The following is a 17,696-nucleotide window of genomic DNA, read 5'->3' as shown; positions in this document are numbered from 1 at the left end:
GTGCATATAATTACACTAGTGCACGTTTGATGTATGTAACGCTTTGCTTGATGCTGTCGAAGGGCGAGCCAGGTGTTTGGTCCTGCTCTACAAAGAAGTACTGCATGCCGGCCAGTGGAGCCTGGGCAAAGATGCGCTTGAAATCAATCGAACCGTTGCCTACTTCTGTGAAGTTCCGCGCCGCGGTCTTATCCATGTCTTTCACATGCCAGAGGGGGAAGCGACCAGGGTGCTTTTTAAATAAGGCTATTGGGTCTTGACCTGCTTTGGTGGCCCAATATAGGTCTAGCTCCATCTTCAACAAGTTTTTGTCGGTCAAGCTCAGCAGCAGGTCATAGGGCATTTTGCCGTCCTGAGCTTGAAATTCAAAGTCGTGGTTGTGGTAGCAGAGTTGCATGCCCGCCTGTTTGCAGCGCTCACCGGCTTTGTTTAGATACTCGGCAATTTGCTTGTAATGGTCTAGGTTGCCACGCTCGCTGTCCATGAGGTAGGCACAAACCATATACTTTACCCCTAGCTGAGCCGCGTCGTCCACGGCCTTGTCCCAGCCGTGCAGGATGGTACCCTGAATAGGCTGCCCATTGTACTGCGCCTCACCCAGTATATAGTGGCTGCTGGGCATGATAAGGCCGTTTTGCTGCAAAACCTTCGCAAAAGCCGCTGGCTCCATACCATAAAACTTCTGCGTGCCCGTATAGGAGGCGCCTTCCACCGAATTGTAGCCTAGTTGGGCCACCTTGGCTAGGGTGCCCGCAGGGTCCTGCTGCATCGCTTCGCGCACGGTATACAGCTGCAAGCCAATGTACTGCTTGGGGGCCGCGAAGAGGGCGGGGCTGGCAAGCACGCCAGCTGAAAGCAGCGCAGCTGACTTGACGAACGCACGTCGAGTAGTCATGGTAGGGGGTGGGCTAGGTAGAGGAGTAGTGCGAATGCGGCAGCAAGTAGCCTATGAGGAGCGCCAGCAAGGTTTTACTCACTGTGTATTTCCTCTTCGGTTTGATATAACTGCCGGATAAGCACGCTAAATGTAGGGCTCAGGCAACAATCTTATGCACAGTAGCTGCTACCTGATTTTTGGGATTATTAGCTCAGCATGTGACTACTAATAGAGGTGAGGTTACAAACAAAGTAATTATTTTACTGATAGACAAAGATTTATATTGGTTGGGGGCAGCCGAAATCGTTTGCGATATTAATTAATGACCCGTAAAGCTGTTACTAAAAGAAAATTTGTTTTAAAAAATGATGGAATACTTCTTTCGCATAGGGGGCGTAGACCAGGATAGCTATAAAAAATAAGCTGAAGTGTTGTCGCACCGCTACTTGGGGTAGGGTGCGGCAACACTTCAGCCAGCGGGGTGCATAAACTATAAGTAGCTTCCTAGGTAGCCTAGGCGAGAGGTTGGGCCTCGAAGCCGGCTTCCTCTACCAAGGCCACCACTTGAGCAGCGGGTAGGTCAGTGGTCACGGTCAAAAGCTTGTCGGGGTTGGTTGTGTCCACCTGCCAAGCCGTAATAGCGGGTTCAGCATTGAGCGTGGGCGTGATGGCGCGCAGGCAGTTGGCGCAGTTAATAGTGGTTTTGAAACGTTGGGTAGCCATAGGAAAGCAGGGTTAGCTGACTTCTACTAATTAAAAAGTCAACATCCCTGAAACACGTAACCCCGCTATTTTGTGCTAAACGGCCTACAGGAATTGCCCTAGGTAGTAGCGGGTAGTACTGTGCCATGCACTTCGCCCAGCCCAATACGCAGCCCGTTTTTTTCGGCATAGCCGCGCAAAATAACCGTATCGCCATCGCGCAAGTAGCTTAGGTGTAGGTCGTTTGGGAGGCTGAGGGGCTGTGTGCCACCTTGGGTGAGCTCCGCTAAGCTGCCCAGCGCGCCAGAGGTGAGCCCACTGCTGGCGCCCGAGGCGCAAAGGTCGCCAGCTTCTAGTGCAGTGCCATTGGCCGTAAGTTGCGTGAGTTGCTGAGCCATGCTCCAGTAGTTGGTGCTGGTATTGGTATGGCTCAGCACCAGCGGTGCCACGGTAGAGCCAGCTGGTTTGAAAAGCATTTCGAGGTGAAGGTCGAAGTGCTGTTCGCCCGAGACCTGCAAGTAGGGAAGAGGCTCGGGCTCTTGCGCCGGGCCAGTGACCCGGAAAGGCTCCAATGCATCAAGCGTCACAACCCAAGGCGATACGCTGCTGATAAAATCCTTATCGACCGGCGAACCTAGGGCCTGCGCTAGCCATCGCTGCAAGTCACGCGCTCGCCAGTCATTAAGTAGCAGAACACCAAAAATGTGGCTTTCGGCCTGTGCCACGGGCACCGCAGTGCCTAGCGTAGTAGATTGCCCTACCACAAAAGCGGTTTCCAGTTCAAAATCCAGCTGCTGAGTAGGGCCAAAAGCTGGCTCGGTTTGGCCTGCTGGTACGTGCAGGCCGCTGGGCCGCCGGATATCAGTATCACTTACCACTATAGAACTAGCGCGGCCACTGTATGCAAAGGGCTGGTGGTGCCAGTTGGCACCTAGGGAGTTGGCACCGCCTAAGAGCTGAGCGACATTGAGGGCATGAGTGCGGCTAGCCTCAAAACAGGTAACATTGGTGGGCTTTACGGGGCGCAACATGGCTACGTCGCGCTGGCGCAGTAGGCAGGTGCGCATAGCCAGTTCGTTGTCACGCAGAGTGGGGTTGTCGTGGCGTAGCAGTTCGCTTACGCGCTCGCGCACGGCCCGCCACGCCGCTGGCCCAAGCTTCAAAAAAGCATTGAGCGAGCGCCGCCGAAATACCTTGGGTAGCACGGCCCCTAGCTCCGGTACATCCTCGGCCACACTGTCGAAGTAGCCAAGCTGGGCGCAGGCGTATAAATCGAGGGCATAGCCGCCGATGGCCACTGCGAGGCGCGGGCCCCAGTCGGGCACATCTATTACCCCAAAGGGTAGGTTTTGAATTGGAAAGTCATCGGTGGGCCGGATGTCAATCCAGGAATGCAGGCTGGGGTCGTTGGCGGGCGAAGCAGGCATAAAAGAAATAAAAGCGGCCGCTGATAGCCGCAAAAAAACGTCTGTCAGGCTGAGCTTGCAAAGCAGGTTTTTCTGGCCGGAAGGGCATTCCTAGCGCAGAAAGTTGCTTTGCAAGCTCAGCCTGACAGACGTAACGTAAATCAGCCTAACTAGTCTAACCTGTTAGCGAGCCTCGACGGCCGTAATCTCGGGTACGGCCCGGCGCACCGTGTCTTCGAGGCCAGCGCGGGTCATGGGCGACATGGGGCAGGCCCCACAGGCGCCTTCCCACTCCAGCTTCAGTACGCCTTCGGGGGTAATCTCGGCCACGCGCACGTTGCCGCCGTCGGTGGCTAGGTAAGGGCGCAAGCCATCTAGGGCTTGCTCGACGCGGGACAGAACAGAATCCATAATTGGGCAATTAGCAATTAACAATGGGCAATGAATAGGTGGATGGAGAACAACACGCTGGGATGATTTCGTGCAAAGACGACAATTTCATCGTTCAGCGCCCCTCACCTAGGTATTCATTGTAACGACAGTCGTCTTAGGAGCTACGTTGTTGCGAATGCTGACCTGGCGAGCCAAGTTCTCAGCTAGCTCTCGGAACGTGGCAGCTTCCGGCGAAGTTACATCGGCGAGCACGGCCGGGCGGCCTTGGTCACCGGCTTCGCGCACGGCCTGCACCAGCGGTAGCTGCCCAATGAGCGGCACTTGGTGCTTGTCGGCCAGGCGCTGGCCGCCGCCTTCGCCAAAGATATAGTACTTGTTGCTAGGTAGTTCGGCGGGCGTAAACCACGCCATATTCTCGATAATGCCTAGCACTGGTACGTTGATTTGCGGCTGGCGGAACATCTGCAAGCCCTTTTGCGCATCCATGAGCGCCACGGGCTGTGGTGTGGTCACGATGATGGCGCCGGTCACGGGCACGGTCTGCACCATGGTGAGATGAATGTCGGACGTGCCGGGCGGCAGGTCGAGCAATAGGTAGTCAAGGTCGCCCCAGTCTACTTCCGTGATAAACTGCTTAAGTGCCGACGAGGCCATGGGCCCGCGCCATACAATAGCGTTTTCGCTGGGGGCCAAGAAGCCGATGCTCATCAGCTTCACGCCGTACTGCACCACCGGCTGAATCCGGTTTTTGCCCTGCTGGTCCTGAAACACGTGCGGCCGGGCATCCTCCACGCCAAACATCGTGGGCATGCTCGGCCCCGAGATGTCGGCGTCAATCAGCCCGACTTTGGCGCCGCTGGCAGCTAGCGCCACGGCCAGGTTGGCCGTTACGGTGCTTTTGCCCACGCCGCCCTTACCCGAGGCAATGGCGATAATGTTCTTCACGCCGGGCAAGATGGTGTTGTTATTGCGCATGGTGGTCACGCGCGAAGTCATTTGAATCACCACGTTGGCGTCTTTATCCACCATGGTGTGCACAGCCCGCTCGCAGGCATCGTGGATGAGCTGCTTGAGGGGGCAGGCCGGGGTGGTGAGCACTACGGTAAAGGACACTGTATGGCCTTCTACCTTGATGTCTTCCACCATGTTGAGCGTAATCAAGTCCTGCCCTAGGTCGGGCTCTTCCACGAAGCTCAGGGCGTGGCGGACGGCTTCTATCGTTAGTTCGGGCATACAAGGCAAATGCACCACCTAGGGCGCAAGGTGCAAAGATAACCCGTGCAGCGGGGTAGGGGTTTCAAATAGAGCTACTGAGCTATTAAGTAAATAAATATATTGTTATATATTTGTTGCATCAGCACGCACATGCTAAGCATTTGGCCCTAGACTGCAAGGTTAAGTGCTATTGACTAAAAGCTGCCTGCATGCGAAGTGGTTATGACGAAACTTAGAAATCTTGATTAAGACCTACCGAAATGAGCTGTAAACATTTTTTAATCTCGAGTTTGACAGTTTGTCTAGCTGTCTCACTAGCATCTTGCAATGGCACAACAGATACAAATGCCAATACCTCCAATAACACCTCGATAAATACTAAATCAGACACAAGCATGGTTGGTGCCGTGCAAACACCTCAATTATCCGATTCTACAACTAGGAGCACCGAACACCTTAACAAAAGCTTAAAGGCTTCGCAAAAACTTGTCAGCCTTACAGCAACTTTTCACACAACTGATAACGATAAAGATTGGACTACACAAATAGGTAGTACAGTGAGATTAAATGGTCACGTTGTTGGTGAGATTTTTTGTTGCAGCGCGGATAGAAAAGATGACCATTATGATGATAACACTGATTCTCCGCCGATATATTTAAACATTTCTGAGCATCCAACAAAAGATGAGCTTAATGGCAGTATATATGAAATTACCGCTATGGAAGTTAAGGGAGGTACCGATGAATGGCATTTCGATGCAAGATTAAACGCTAAGTTCGATGATGGAAGCCAACGGAACTGGACTTTTCTTAAACAAAGTTTACATTCAAAAAGTGGCTCAAGAGAAGGTATTAAATTCGACCTTTATAAGAATCATGACTAATTTGTAAGATACTTACAGAGTAAGCTATAGGCAACATAGGTTTATTGCCACAGCGAGGTGACAACTATCATTCCGACATTATATTACTCATTCTCTGTTTTGGTTAGCTAAATAGATGTGGACTTTTAGAAAAATTCTGCTCTATTTTCAAACGACAGAGGTTTTGGACAGAATGAGTAATCAATGCTACCATATCATTAATCTATAATTCGTTAATTATTGTAATAAAAAAACCGTGGCTCTACCACGGTTTTTTTATTTTCACTCTTACCCCGAACTATGCCGGGTCCGAGTGCAGCAATCCAGCGGGCACGTCGAGCTGGCCCGAGTGGAAGCCGATGAGACCGTTGCGCTCATCTTCAATATTGGTGGCCTGGGTGTACACGTCGCCTGCGATGGGGCGCTTGCGCAGCTCTTGTTTGAAGGCGCGGATGCTGTTGGTGCGGGCCTCCGCATCGGCGGGGCCGCCGTAGTCGCTGAAGCCGAAGCCGCCCCACTCGCTTACTAGCAGTGGGCGCTGGCCGCGGTAGAAATACGGGTCGCCTACCACCAGCGGGAAGGCAGCGGTGCCTTCCATCTCACCATGAATGAGGCGGTCGAGCAGCTCACGCCAGCGCCCTAGGTCAGGCGTGTAAAGGTGGGCCGTGAGCAGGTCTGACTTAAGCGAGCCCTGATACGAAATGTGGTGCCAGCCATCATTATCAATCACAAGAAACTGCGGGTGCGCCAATTGCATAAAATTGTACATCTGCACGATGTAGCGTTGGGTGGCCGGGTTGGTGGCAATATCCTGGGCGCCCCAATCCTCATTGTATAGGCTCCAGATAATAATGCTGGGGTGCGTTTCCATCAAGCTCAGCATGCGTAGTAGCTCGGCGCGGTGGTTTTCGCGGCTGCGGGGCGTGCTGCTATGCGGGCTGGGCACTTCTACCCACAGGAGCAGCCCAAGCTCGTCGGCTAGGTTATAGATGCGGGGGTCAATACCAGCGATGTGCACCCGCACTAGGTTGCAACCTAGCTCCTTCATGGCGTGCATATGGCGCTGCATCTCGGCAAAGGTGGCCGTGCCGGGCTGGTACAAGATGCCGTCGAGGTAAATCGGCTCGTTGTTGAGGTACACCTTGCGGCCCCGCGCTTCTATTTTGCGCAGGCCGAAGAGCGCCTCAATCTGGGCCACGTAGCCGGTATTGTCGATAAGTTGGGCTACTAGGCGGTAGCGGTGCGGGTTTTCGGGGCACCATACCTCGGCGCCGGGTACCTCCATCGAAAAGCGCTGCTGGTGCTGCCCGGCGGCCAGCTGCATCGGAAAGTCGGACGCGGCTAAGGGCGCCTCGCCTAGCGCGGCATCGGGCTCGAATACTTGCAGGCGCACCACGTAGTCGGCCGCGTCGTGGATGCGCAGTGTCAGGTTGAAGCGCACTAGGTTGTCCTCAATGGTGCTCACTACGCCCACCCGCGAGCGCAGGCGGTTGCGCTCTACCGTTTCGAGCCACACCGAGCGCACAGCCCCGGTATAGGTCTGGTACCAAATGCCACCGCGCTTGTACACGTGCGACTCCTGCTTGCCACGCGTGGTTTCGGCGTCCATGGTGTCGGCAATGCGCACCGTGAGGCGATTGACAAGGTGCAGCGTGTCTTCGGGAAGCTCGTAGGTAAAGGAGGTGTACTCGCCAAAGTGCACCGACTCGCCCTCGATAGTAGTGAGTAGGCGCCCATTCAGCCACACGCGGGTTTCGTAGCCGCAGGCCCCGAAGGTGAGTTGAAACAGCGTCTGGCTCTGGCCGGCCGATACCTCGGGCAACGGAAACTCGCGCTCGTACCAGGCCACTATTTTGTCTTGCCAAGCCGCGGAGCCCTCGGTGTGGGCGGCGGCCATGTGCTCTTCTATCGAGCCAGGCCATTGGGCAGTGTGGCGGTAGTCGTAGCCCTGTTCCCATTCTTCGATGAGGCCGCTGTCGTCGCGGTCCACCGCAAATTTCCAAGTGCCGTCGAGCAAAAAGTGCGTGCCTGGCCGCAGCACAGCGCGCGGAAGTGAGTTGTCGGTTTCGGCCGTGGAGTCGATATCGGGTGGCGCCGACAGGCCGTAATTGGATTGGGTGAGGTCGTCCATGAAAAAAATATTGGAGCTAGCGGAAAGAGTATAAACGAGCAGTAGCGCTAGGTAGTAACGCCGATGGGTACCGGAATGATACAGCAACCTAGGTGCCGCTGCTCGCGAGGATTAAATGCAAAACCCCGGCCAGATGTGGCCAGGGTCGATAAATGCAAGGCAAGACTCCACTCAGAGAGCTGCCTAGGTCTTCAGTTTCTTCTTCTTCGCTGCCGGAAACAGCACGTTGTTTAAAATGAGCCGGTAGCCGGGCGAAGTAGGGTGCAGGGCCAGGTCGGTGGGCTCTTCGCCCACCATGTGTTGGTAGTCTTCGGGGTCGTGGCCGCCATAAAAAGTCCAGGTGCCCTTGCCCAATGAGCCGTGCATGTAGCGCACCTCGCCGGTTTGCTTGGTTTCGCCCATTATCACTACATCGGGCTTAATTAGGCTCTTGCGAAACGCCGTGGTCTGGCCCATGAAGCCGTGAATAGTCTTCTCGTGGTCTTGGGTGAGCATGGTCGGCACTGGGTCGTACTTGGCCGAGAAAGTAAAGAGCTGGAAGTAATCGTTCTGCTCGTATAGTCCGCGCTCATATGGCTGCATGTCGATGTTGGAGTACTCGTACTGCATCGGGTTCATGTACAGCTGAAAATTCTGAAAAGCCAGCGTGCGGTTGAAGTTAAGCTTGCTTTGGGCAGCGGGGTCGGCAGGGTCGCCGTCGTACATGCTTTCGACCATATCGACCCCTAGGCCGGCCAGCGCGATATCATAGGAGTCGGTGGCCGAGCACATGGCAAACATGAAGCCGCCACCCGCAATAAATTCTTGCATCTTCACGGCTTCAGTGGCTTTCATCTGGCTCACCTTGCCAAAGCCGTTGCGCTTGGCGGCAGCCTCGGCCTCGCGCTGCTGCTGCTGGTACCAGGGGGCGTAGCGATAGGTCTGGTAAAACTTGCCGTACTCGCCCGTAAAGTCTTCGTGGTGCAGGTGCAGCCAATCGTACTTGGGTAGCACGCCGCTCAGCACCTCATCGTCATAAATCTTGTCGTAGGGAATTTCGGCGTAAGTGAGCACCATCGTCACGGCGTCGTCCCAGGGCTGCTTTCCCTTAGGCGTGTACACCGCTATTTTGGGCACCTTCTCCAGCTTCATTACATCCATGTTGGCGTTGGGGTCAGCTATCTCGGACAAGATGCTAGTGTACTGCGCCTCCGAAATGGTTTGAAAGGAAATGCCGCGCACCACGAGCTCACTTTCTACGGCTGGCTGCGCCTCCATCGCAAACGCGCCACCCTTATAATTAAGCAGCCAATCCACTTCTATCTGCTTGCTCAATGCCCAATAGCACAGGCCATAAGCCTTGAGATGCTCCTTCTGGGTATTGTCCATCGGGATAAAAATATGGTTGGCAAACGCTGGTAGGGTAGGGGCCAGCAGCGCCAGCAGCAAAGCAAGACGTGTTAGAAACATACTTTTGAGGGCAAAAGACCAGCTGGGCAAACGAGCCCGCCGCTCCCGTAGTTCAAGGTACGGGCCGGCTGGCATAGATGAACCAATCCTTCCGCCGTTATGCAAACGATACTGTGTATTCCTGGACCTTGGGCTAACCAAACTGAGCTTATTACCGCATTGGTGCAGGCTCGCAAAGGTGAGTACTTGTTTGCTGGAAGTATACTAGCCCATTTTCCCGCCGACACGCATTTTTTACTGGAGTTCTACGACGCCGACCCAGAATTGCCCACTGCTTTTCAACGAGCCGGTCTTTTTTCGGCAATGAGCGAAGAAGCGCTGGCCGCCGTGGCCAACCACCGCACGGTGGCCTACCTGCTCACGCGGCCCGACCAGCCAGTCAGCATTGCTGGCGCCCGCGCTGTGGCACAAGCCGCGGCTGCCCTGCTCGACGCCGGTGGAGTAGCAGTAAAAGTCGAAACGGCCGGCAAGGCATTTGAGGCGGCCAAATGGCACGAACTGCTAGCTTCTAAAGGGAATGAGTCGCTTTGGGAGCTGTTTGTAGCAGTTGCTATCAAGGCGGCAGATGGTGCCTGCTTTACGTGTGGTATGCACAACCTAGGGCTCAAAGATGCATTGGTGCGTAATCTGCCTACCGCCGACGCGATTCAGGTGCTGCGAGAATTTACTTATTTCGCTGTGACGGAGCACCCCGAGCTGGCTGTGGGGCATACATTTAGCCTGGCGGCCGAGGCGCCTATTTATCACTTGGCTGAGGTTACGCCGCAGCCTTATGCAGACCATCCCGATTTCAAGAACCCATTCGGCATGTGGGAATTGCGTGCCAAGCAGCCACAGCAAGGCGCTTGGAATAAATGGTTTAGTAAAAACTAACGAAACCGGCTGCGTTATTTCCAGCGCTGCTACAACTTTATGAGTTTCCTCGAAAATATCCGCGAAGCCCTGCGCTCCATTACCAGCAATTTGCTGCGCACGGTGCTTACCGCCCTCATTGTCAGCATCGGGCTGATGGCCTTGGTGGGCATCCTCACGGCCATCGACGCCATGCGCCACTCCCTAGGTGACACGTTTGCCAGCCTTGGGGCCAATGCCTTTGAGATGAAGGCTAAAGGCTACACCAACCGCTCGCGCCGCGGCGGCGTGCAGGGCAAGCAGTACCCGGCCATCACGTACCTGCAAGCTAGCCTCTACAAAAAGGAACTGAGCCAGCGCGAGCCCGCGGCCATTGTAGGCGTGTCGGCTCGCATCAGCGGGGCCACCGAGGCCAAGGCCAACGGCGAGAAAACCAATCCCAACATGGAAGTAATCGCCGGCGACGAAAACTACCTGCGTATCCAGAGCTACGCGCTGGCCCAGGGCCGCACCTTCTCGCCCGCCGAACTGCAAACCGGGGCCAACGTGGTCGTCATCGGCGAAGAAATCAAGGACAAGTTGTTTCCCAGCCAGAGCCCCGTCGGCAAGTATCTCTACGCCCTAGGTCGGCGGTTTCAGATAGTAGGAATGTTTGAGAAAAAGGGTAGCAACGCGGGCGGTGGCGGCGCCGACCGCCTACTGCTGGTGCCCCTCGAAACCGGCAACCAACTGCCCCGCCAAGCAGCCCTCACCTACGACGTAAAAACTGCTACCATCAATGCCCAAGGCCTGAACTACCTGCAAGACCAAGCCACCGGGGTGATGCGCGCTGTGCGCCACGACCGCCTAGGGCAGGAAGATTCCTTTGAGGTCGAAAGCTCCGACTCGGCCTCTAAGACCCTCGACGAGCTAGCTGGCAAAATGCAAATGGGCGGCGGGCTGGTGGCCTTTATTACGCTGCTCGGGGCCAGTATCGCGCTCATGAATATCATGCTGGTATCGGTGACGGAGCGCACCCGCGAAATTGGAATTCGCAAGGCCCTAGGGGCTACCTCGCGCCAGGTGCGCCAGCAGTTCTTGCTCGAAGCTATTGTTATCTGCGTGCTCGGGGGCTCGCTGGGTATTCTGCTCGGCATTGCCATGGGCAATGGTGTAGCGCTGCTCGTGGGCAGCTCATCATTTTTGGTGCCGTGGCTGTGGGTCGGCGTGGGGCTGGCCATTTGTGTGTCGGTAGGGCTGATTGCAGGCTCCTATCCGGCGGGCAAGGCAGCGGCGCTCGACCCTATTGAAAGCCTACGTTATGAGTAGACGACAAATTTTTGGCGTATCTGTTGAACTGCATTGACACGCTCGTTCACGCAAAATAACGGAAAGAGGCTAGCTAGAATTGATATTCGGCTAGCCTCTTTACATTTGTATAAAATGACATTTGGTGTAATGGCAGATACTTCCGTCGGGCAGCGCTTCTCGCAGCTTATACAGCAGCTAGGTATGAGCAAAAATGCCTTTGCGATGTCGCTCGATAAAACAGCTACCGTCATTCAACATTTGGTTGATGAACGTAATAAGCCCGGTTTTGACCTTATGTGTAAGGTTTTTGAGGTGTACCCAAATGTATCTAAGGATTGGTTGTTGCTAGGCAAAGAGCCTATGCTGCTAGATGATGCCGCAGACGTTTCTAAAGATGTTGCTTCTGAGGCAGTAGCGACAAGCCCAGTGGCGAAGCCCTCAGCTACGCCCAATTCTACTGCTGTGCCAAACTTTCCGGCACCGCTTTTTGCAGTGTCGGCAGCGCGTCCGCCGCTTCCTGAAATGCCATCACTGCCTGCTGCCCCGGTGGTACAGCCTCCCTCAGACATACTGAGCGCTCCAGGCCAACCGACCGCCTCAGCCCTAGGTGCCGCTGCGTCCGTGCCTCAACCGGAAATGCCCGCGCCTACTGCTTCGCTCGATGCCGCTACACTTACTGCAGCCCTGCACGCTCAGTATTTACAGCACCAGTTGGCGCTGGCCGAGCAGCGCAACCAGCACCTGCTCGAGCAACAGCAACTCATGCAACAGATGTTAGACCTTATGCGCTCGAATCGCTGAAAGAAGTTATCATTAGAATTCTGGGCGCTGAAAATCTCAGAATGAGATTAGCTAATCAAGCACGTTTCATCGTGTCGCTGATGCTGCAATACCTAGGTGCCCGAGTTAATATAACCATCCAACAAGTCCAGAATTTTTGCGTCAGTTTCCATATCAAACTTTCTGGCAAAAAGCATTTCTTCTGGCTGATTTAGCAGTTCCTGGATATCATTATGGTCAAACGTGACTGGTAAAGTAACCCCCTGCCTTTCCCAGTTGATGTACGTCACGGTAGGCCGTATTGCCATCTTATCCTCCGCGCCAAAAAGATGGCGTATTACACTCTGGATAGCAATTTCATCCGGCAAAAGCGTGTGTTGATGATAGCGGAAATAATCTGGGTGGTCTTCTAAAAAACGTAGCAGCTTATGCGCCGTTTCCACCGGGATTGTCCACCACTGGTCGCCGCAGAACGGCCGCAAGTACCCGGGAAAGTGCCTTTTCTTTAGAATTGCCCACGGATTCGTCTTGCGCCGCAGTAGTTGTTTGATAGTGGAGGTATAGTAACTCCGATTTTGTAGAAAATCAGCAGTTAAGAGGGGCGGCAGTATGACATAATCTCCTCTTTTCTCAGAAAGATTAAACTTATAATACTCTATTCGGTCCATGCCGCCGCGGTTCCATTTGCTGCTTGGCAAAGGCGTTGTATTCATGAAATTGATGCCTTGGTTGCGTGTGAGATACTGCGCTATTTTATCGGTTGATTTTATTGGATAATCTTGCCCGCTAAGTAAGACACAGTATCCGGTGCGTTGGTCTGCCACAATTTGTTGCAGTGCGTGGATAGTCGCTTTCACAATGCCAAGGTCACCCCACGTACCTTTTTCCCTGCTGTGCACAAAAGAAACGCTCTTGATAGGCTCCAGCAGACGTTCGAATGGATGGATATCCGTGTTTTTATCGACGTGGATATAGAACCTACTGGTGTCTGTACTTAGCGCTTGTATCAGCCGTGCTACCTGCGCTGGATTTTTATGAGCGAGAATAATATAATTGATATGCAGCTCTTTCCATTGCGTGTCTGCAGGTGCCATAGGGAAGCTAGTTACAGCGAGGCGGTAAATTACGATAAGGTACGTCTCCTCATCTAGTAATGAGCTTTATAAATAGTCTGCCAGCTGCTCACGCTATGAGGGGGCAGTTACGGGCCGACCCTGGGTACGATATGCACGCTTTTCTACTGCCTTCTAGCTCGACGACCGGTTACAAGGCTACCTAGGCGAGGCAGAAAATGCTACTACTTTGAATACTTATTTTACAAACTTTTTAGATTAAAGCACAGAAAAAGCGATGTTGCCTTCATTACCAGTCGTTCTTAACCTTTGCGACTGGTAATGAAGGCAACACCCTGAGGTCTGATTTAGACTAGAATGCCAACTTCCTCGGCCTCCATCAGGCCTATGGCATTCACCTGCGTGAGGCGTAACGGGCGAACTTCGCCTACTAGCAGTGGGTCGTACTTGGCTGCTACGCGGATGTAGTTGGGTGTGTAGCCTTCGACCCGACCATCGGTCACGTCATCCTCAAACAATACATTGGTTTCAAAGCCCGCGTGCTGTTCGTAGAAAAAGCGTTTCTTCTTCTCCGATAAGCTACGAAGCTGGGTAGTGCGCTCGGTGCGCACGCGCTCTGGCACGCGGCCTTTCAAGGTTGGGGCTAGCGTATTAGCCCGCTCCGAGTATGGAAACACGTGCAGGTAGCTTACCGGTAGCTCATTCAAAAAATGGTAAGTCTCCAGGAAGTCAGCTTCTGTTTCGCCCGGGAAGCCTACAATCACATCAACCCCAATGCCTGCGTGCGGCATCAGCTCCTTGATGCGGGCTACGCGGTCGGCATAAAGGGCACGGCGGTAGCGACGGCGCATCAAACCCAAGATTTTGTCAGAGCCGCTTTGCAAAGGCAGATGAAAATGCGGCATGAATCGCTGCGAAGCTGCTACGGTCTGGATAATCTCGTCGGTGAGCAAGTTGGGTTCGCACGAGCTGATGCGAAAGCGTTGCATCCCTTCGACTTCATCTAAGGCCTGTACCAGTTGGGTAAATGTTTCTACGCGCTGGCGCTCCGGTCCTTGCAGACCAAAGTCGCCTAGGTTAACGCCAGTCAGTACAACTTCCTTTACGCCCTGCGCCGCGAGGGTCTCTACGCGCTCGACTACTGAGGCCACGCTGCCCGAGCGGCTGTGCCCGCGCGCCAGCGGAATCGTGCAGAACGAGCACGAGTAGTCGCAGCCATCTTGCACCTTCAAAAAGGTACGCGTGCGCTCGCCCAACGACTGTGCCGGATGAAACTCCGTTGCCTCCGAAATAGGAGAGGCAAATACCCGCCCCGGCGCGCCGGCCGCTAGCGGTAGCGCCGAATTATCATTTTCCAGTTCGGTTAGAATTTCTGCCAGCCGAAACTTCTCTGCCGCGCCCAGCACGGCGCCCACGCCCGGTATTTCGGCAATCTCCTGGGGCTTGAGCTGGGCGTAGCAGCCCACAATCGCTACGAACGCCTGCGGATTATATTTTAAGGCCTGCTGCACCACTTTCCGGCACTTGCGGTCGGCATGGTCGGTGACAGAGCAAGTATTAACTACATATAAATCGGCACCCTGCTCAAACTCGACGCGGCGCACGCCGCGCTCCTCAAACTGCCGCCCTAGGGCCGACGTTTCAGAGAAATTGAGCTTGCAGCCCAGCGTATAAAAGGCAACGGTTTGAGGAGTCATAAGCCTACAAAGTTACGGCCATAGCTCGATAGAGCGGCGACACTAGACCCCTGCACCAAGCGCGTTGCACCTAAAGAAGTTTCCGGTATACACCAGCATATCTGTTTAGTTACCATTGAACAGCAAATGATAACCTAGACATGAAACCGTCACGATTTTGCTGCTTGCCCCAGGAGCAATAAAAAGAGTGAACGCGATTGAGAAAAATTGCCTAGTAGCTAATTGGGTGTTTTGTGACAACTTACTCTACTTCTAAAGTTGAATTGCCGTTCGCTTGACATTCAGAGTACTTCACATAGAAACTAGTCTTATTAATTTGGTAAAGGTGCTTTTTTAAGGGTAATGCCAAGAAAATTGGCTTAGTAAGCGTACTTTTGCCCTGAAAACTGACACCCATTCTTCTATTTCATGGCCATTTTACGCTTTAAAGCCCTCGAACTCGTTGACCAGCGTCAGGCACTGACGGTTAAGCCCGAGAAGGGTCGTCGGTCCGATTCTTTTGGGCAAAATGTCTTCAATTTGGAGGCGATGCGGGCAAATATGCCCGGCGAGTATTTCAAGAAGCTACAAGCCGCCATCAAGCACGGCACGCCGGTAGAGCGCTCGGTAGCGGATGCCGTTGCCTCGGCCATGAAAACGTGGGCTATGGCCAAGGGGGCCACGCACTACACGCACTGGTTCCAGCCCCTAACCGGAGCTACGGCCGAGAAGCACGACTCGTTCTTCGACCTCAACTCGGACGGTCGGCCAATTGAGAACTTCAAAGGCTCGGCGTTGGTGCAGCAGGAGCCCGATGCTTCGTCGTTCCCCAACGGCGGCATCCGCAACACGTTCGAGGCCCGCGGCTACACGGCCTGGGACCCGACTTCGCCCGCCTTCATCATCGAAACGGTAGGTGCTAAGACATTGTGCATCCCCACCATCTTCGTAGCGTACACTGGCGAGGCGCTCGACTACAAGGCCCCGCTGCTCAAGTCGCTGGCCGTGCTAGAAAAAGCTGCCGTGGATGTGTGTCAGTATTTCGACAAGGACGTGCAGCGTGTGCACACCACCCTGGGTATCGAGCAGGAGTACTTCCTGGTGGACAAGGCCCTCTACGATGCGCGCCCCGACCTGGTGATGACCGGCCGCACCCTGTTTGGGCACGCCTCGGCCAAGGGCCAGCAGCTCGAAGACCACTACTTCGGCTCGATTCCGCCCCGTGTGCATGCGTTCATGCTCGAGTTTGAGGAAGAAGCCAACGCCCTCGGTATTCCGCTGCGTACCCGCCACAACGAAGTAGCGCCCAATCAGTTTGAGTGCGCCCCGACCTTCGAGGACGCCAACCTGGCCATCGACCACAACCAGCTCTTGATGGACGTGATGGACCGCGTGGGCCTCAAGCACAACTTCAAGGTGCTGCTGCACGAGAAGCCCTTCGCCGGCGTCAACGGCTCGGGCAAGCATAACAACTGGGCCATGAGCACGGACACGGGCGTGAACCTGCTCGCCCCCGGCCGCCGGCCGAAGGAGAACCTGCAGTTCCTGGCTTTCTTCATTACTACCGTCAAGGCCGTGCACCGCTACGGTGACTTGCTGCGCGCCAGCATCGCCTCGGCCAGCAACGACCACCGCCTCGGGGCCAATGAAGCGCCGCCGGCTATCATGTCCGTGTTCCTGGGCTCGATGCTCGATGGCGTGCTCGACGAACTCGAGCGCACGGCCAAGCTGCCGCTCGACAAGGGCGACAACATCTACCTCAAGCTGGGCATCGATAAGATTCCGGCCATCCTGCTCGACAACACCGACCGCAACCGCACCTCGCCCTTCGCCTTCACCGGCAACAAGTTTGAGCTGCGCGCCGTGGGGTCGAGTGCCAACTGCTCGTCGGCCATGACCACGCTCAACGCCATCGTGGCCGACCAACTCATTGCCTTTAAAGAGCAAGTTGACGCGCTCATCAATCAGGGCAAGAAGAAAGAAGTGGCCATCGTTGACGTGCTGCGCGAGTACGTTATCTCGTCCAAGAACATCCGCTTCGAGGGCAACGGCTACTCGGACGAGTGGCGCGACGAGGCGGCCCGCCGCGGCCTGGCCAACGTGCCCACCACCCCCCAGGCCCTCGACGCGCTGGTGCGTGAGGATGCAGCTGAACTCTTCAGCCGCCACGGCATCTTCTCTGAAACGGAGCTGCACGCCCGCCACGAGATTTTGCTCGACGAGTACATCAAGAAAATTCAGATTGAAAGCCGCGTCCTAGGTGACCTCGCTGTCAACCATGTTATCCCAACGGCCGTAGCATACCAAACCAAGCTGATTCAAAACGTGCGCGGCCTGCGCGAACTGGGCCTCGACGATGAGAACAGCCAGGTAACGGTAGAGATGATTAAATCGATTTCGGGCTACGTATCAACTATTAAGAGCACGGTCGACGCCATGATTGAGGCCCGCAAGGTGGCCAACCGCCTCGAGGACGCCCGCGAACGTGCGGTAGCCTATTGCGACACGGTCAAAGAGAAATTTGCGGTGATTCGCCGCGCCGCCGACAAGCTTGAATTGCTTGTGGCGGATGAGGACTGGCCCCTGGTGAAGTACCGCGAATTATTGTTCCGGCATTAACTTTGGGTTGGAGCCACGGACCAGCGCTGGGTGGGAATTCTCGCTGCGTCCGGGTTTGGAAAGGGTCGTGCCGGGTGGCGCGACCTTTTTTTTGTGTCCACTAGGTTCAACTGGCTTTAAAATGTGTGATAGAGCACTTTTAAAGAATATTTTACAAGTGGCTTGTGAGGTGTTAAATCAAGAATACTTAGGGAACTCCTCCGAGAATAAAAAAGCGGCCGATAATAAGTAACGGCCGCTTTTCACATTATCATACTCCTAGGTCTATACTTCCTGCTGTCGAGTTAAATAGTGCTCGCATATAAGTTAGCTATGTCCAAATAGGTAGCTATACGTCGGCGTCGCTTAGTTCTGTAGGGAGTTGCTCACG

14 protein-coding genes are annotated in these 17,696 nt (G+C 54.6%); 5 read left to right on the top strand and 9 right to left on the bottom strand.

Features of this window, described 5'->3' with window-relative positions; all coding sequences use genetic code 11:
- Positions 1–10: 10 nt before the first annotated feature.
- The 5 genes from FNT36_RS15110 to FNT36_RS15090 form a co-directional block, all read right to left on the bottom strand.
- Positions 11–895, bottom strand: coding sequence for a sugar phosphate isomerase/epimerase family protein (locus tag FNT36_RS15110; protein ID WP_144849421.1), 885 nt, complete (start codon positions 893–895; stop codon positions 11–13).
- A 495-nt stretch (positions 896–1,390) separates the two neighbouring features.
- Positions 1,391–1,600: a heavy-metal-associated domain-containing protein gene (locus tag FNT36_RS15105; protein ID WP_144849418.1), complete on the bottom strand. Its 210-nt coding sequence runs from the start codon at positions 1,598–1,600 to the stop codon at positions 1,391–1,393.
- 98 nt (positions 1,601–1,698) lie between these two features.
- Entirely contained in the window at positions 1,699–3,006 is a 1,308-nt protein-coding gene (gene fahA / locus FNT36_RS15100) for a fumarylacetoacetase (RefSeq protein WP_144849416.1), read from the bottom strand.
- Between the two features lie 162 nt (positions 3,007–3,168).
- Complete coding sequence (locus tag FNT36_RS15095; protein ID WP_144849414.1) at positions 3,169–3,396, bottom strand: NifU family protein; 228 nt, start codon at positions 3,394–3,396, stop codon at positions 3,169–3,171.
- Positions 3,397–3,504: 108 nt separating this feature from the next.
- Complete coding sequence (locus FNT36_RS15090; RefSeq protein WP_144849411.1) at positions 3,505–4,611, bottom strand: Mrp/NBP35 family ATP-binding protein; 1,107 nt, start codon at positions 4,609–4,611, stop codon at positions 3,505–3,507.
- 272 nt (positions 4,612–4,883) lie between these two features.
- On the opposite strand from FNT36_RS15090, the gene FNT36_RS15085 reads away from it, so the two are divergent.
- On the top strand, positions 4,884–5,477 hold the full coding sequence (locus FNT36_RS15085) for a hypothetical protein (protein ID WP_144849409.1): 594 nt from the start codon (positions 4,884–4,886) through the stop codon (positions 5,475–5,477).
- A gap of 277 nt (positions 5,478–5,754) precedes the next feature.
- Here FNT36_RS15085 and FNT36_RS15080 read toward each other — a convergent pair whose 3' ends face one another.
- Together FNT36_RS15080 and FNT36_RS15075 are read right to left on the bottom strand one after the other, a co-directional pair.
- Positions 5,755–7,587 carry a glycoside hydrolase family 2 protein gene (locus FNT36_RS15080; RefSeq protein ID WP_144849407.1) on the bottom strand — a complete coding sequence of 611 codons (1,833 nt, stop codon included), beginning with the start codon at positions 7,585–7,587 and terminating at the stop codon, positions 5,755–5,757.
- Between the two features lie 183 nt (positions 7,588–7,770).
- Positions 7,771–9,036, bottom strand: coding sequence for an asparagine synthetase B (locus FNT36_RS15075; RefSeq protein WP_144849405.1), 1,266 nt, complete (start codon positions 9,034–9,036; stop codon positions 7,771–7,773).
- Positions 9,037–9,135: 99 nt separating this feature from the next.
- Between FNT36_RS15075 and FNT36_RS15070 the strand changes: the two genes are divergently transcribed.
- The 3 genes from FNT36_RS15070 to FNT36_RS15060 are packed head-to-tail and all read left to right on the top strand — an operon-like array spanning position 9,136 to position 11,979.
- The gene (locus FNT36_RS15070) at positions 9,136–9,909 is read left to right on the top strand and encodes a hypothetical protein (RefSeq protein WP_144849403.1); all 774 of its coding nucleotides are present in this window, start codon (positions 9,136–9,138) and stop codon (positions 9,907–9,909) included.
- A 39-nt stretch (positions 9,910–9,948) separates the two neighbouring features.
- Complete coding sequence (locus FNT36_RS15065) at positions 9,949–11,196, top strand: ABC transporter permease (RefSeq protein WP_144849401.1); 1,248 nt, start codon at positions 9,949–9,951, stop codon at positions 11,194–11,196.
- A 33-nt stretch (positions 11,197–11,229) separates the two neighbouring features.
- Positions 11,230–11,979, top strand: coding sequence for a hypothetical protein (locus tag FNT36_RS15060; RefSeq protein ID WP_144849399.1), 750 nt, complete (start codon positions 11,230–11,232; stop codon positions 11,977–11,979).
- Positions 11,980–12,071: 92 nt separating this feature from the next.
- Here the strand turns inward: FNT36_RS15060 and FNT36_RS15055 are convergent, their stop codons facing one another.
- Both FNT36_RS15055 and mtaB read right to left on the bottom strand, forming a co-directional pair.
- A complete protein-coding gene (locus tag FNT36_RS15055) occupies positions 12,072–13,052 on the bottom strand; it encodes a beta-1,6-N-acetylglucosaminyltransferase (RefSeq protein WP_144849397.1) in 981 nt (326 codons plus the stop codon).
- A gap of 326 nt (positions 13,053–13,378) precedes the next feature.
- Entirely contained in the window at positions 13,379–14,728 is a 1,350-nt protein-coding gene (mtaB, locus tag FNT36_RS15050; RefSeq protein ID WP_144849395.1) for a tRNA (N(6)-L-threonylcarbamoyladenosine(37)-C(2))-methylthiotransferase MtaB, read from the bottom strand.
- Positions 14,729–15,136: 408 nt separating this feature from the next.
- On the opposite strand from mtaB, the gene FNT36_RS15045 reads away from it, so the two are divergent.
- Entirely contained in the window at positions 15,137–17,326 is a 2,190-nt protein-coding gene (locus FNT36_RS15045; protein WP_144849394.1) for a glutamine synthetase III family protein, read from the top strand.
- Positions 17,327–17,696 lie beyond the last annotated feature (370 nt).

Origin of the sequence: Hymenobacter setariae (assembly GCF_007713685.1) — a bacterium.
In the GTDB taxonomy this organism is placed as follows: domain Bacteria; phylum Bacteroidota; class Bacteroidia; order Cytophagales; family Hymenobacteraceae; genus Hymenobacter; species Hymenobacter setariae.
Note: the sequence above shows the minus strand (reverse complement) of the source record. Positions and strands in the feature narration are given on the sequence as shown.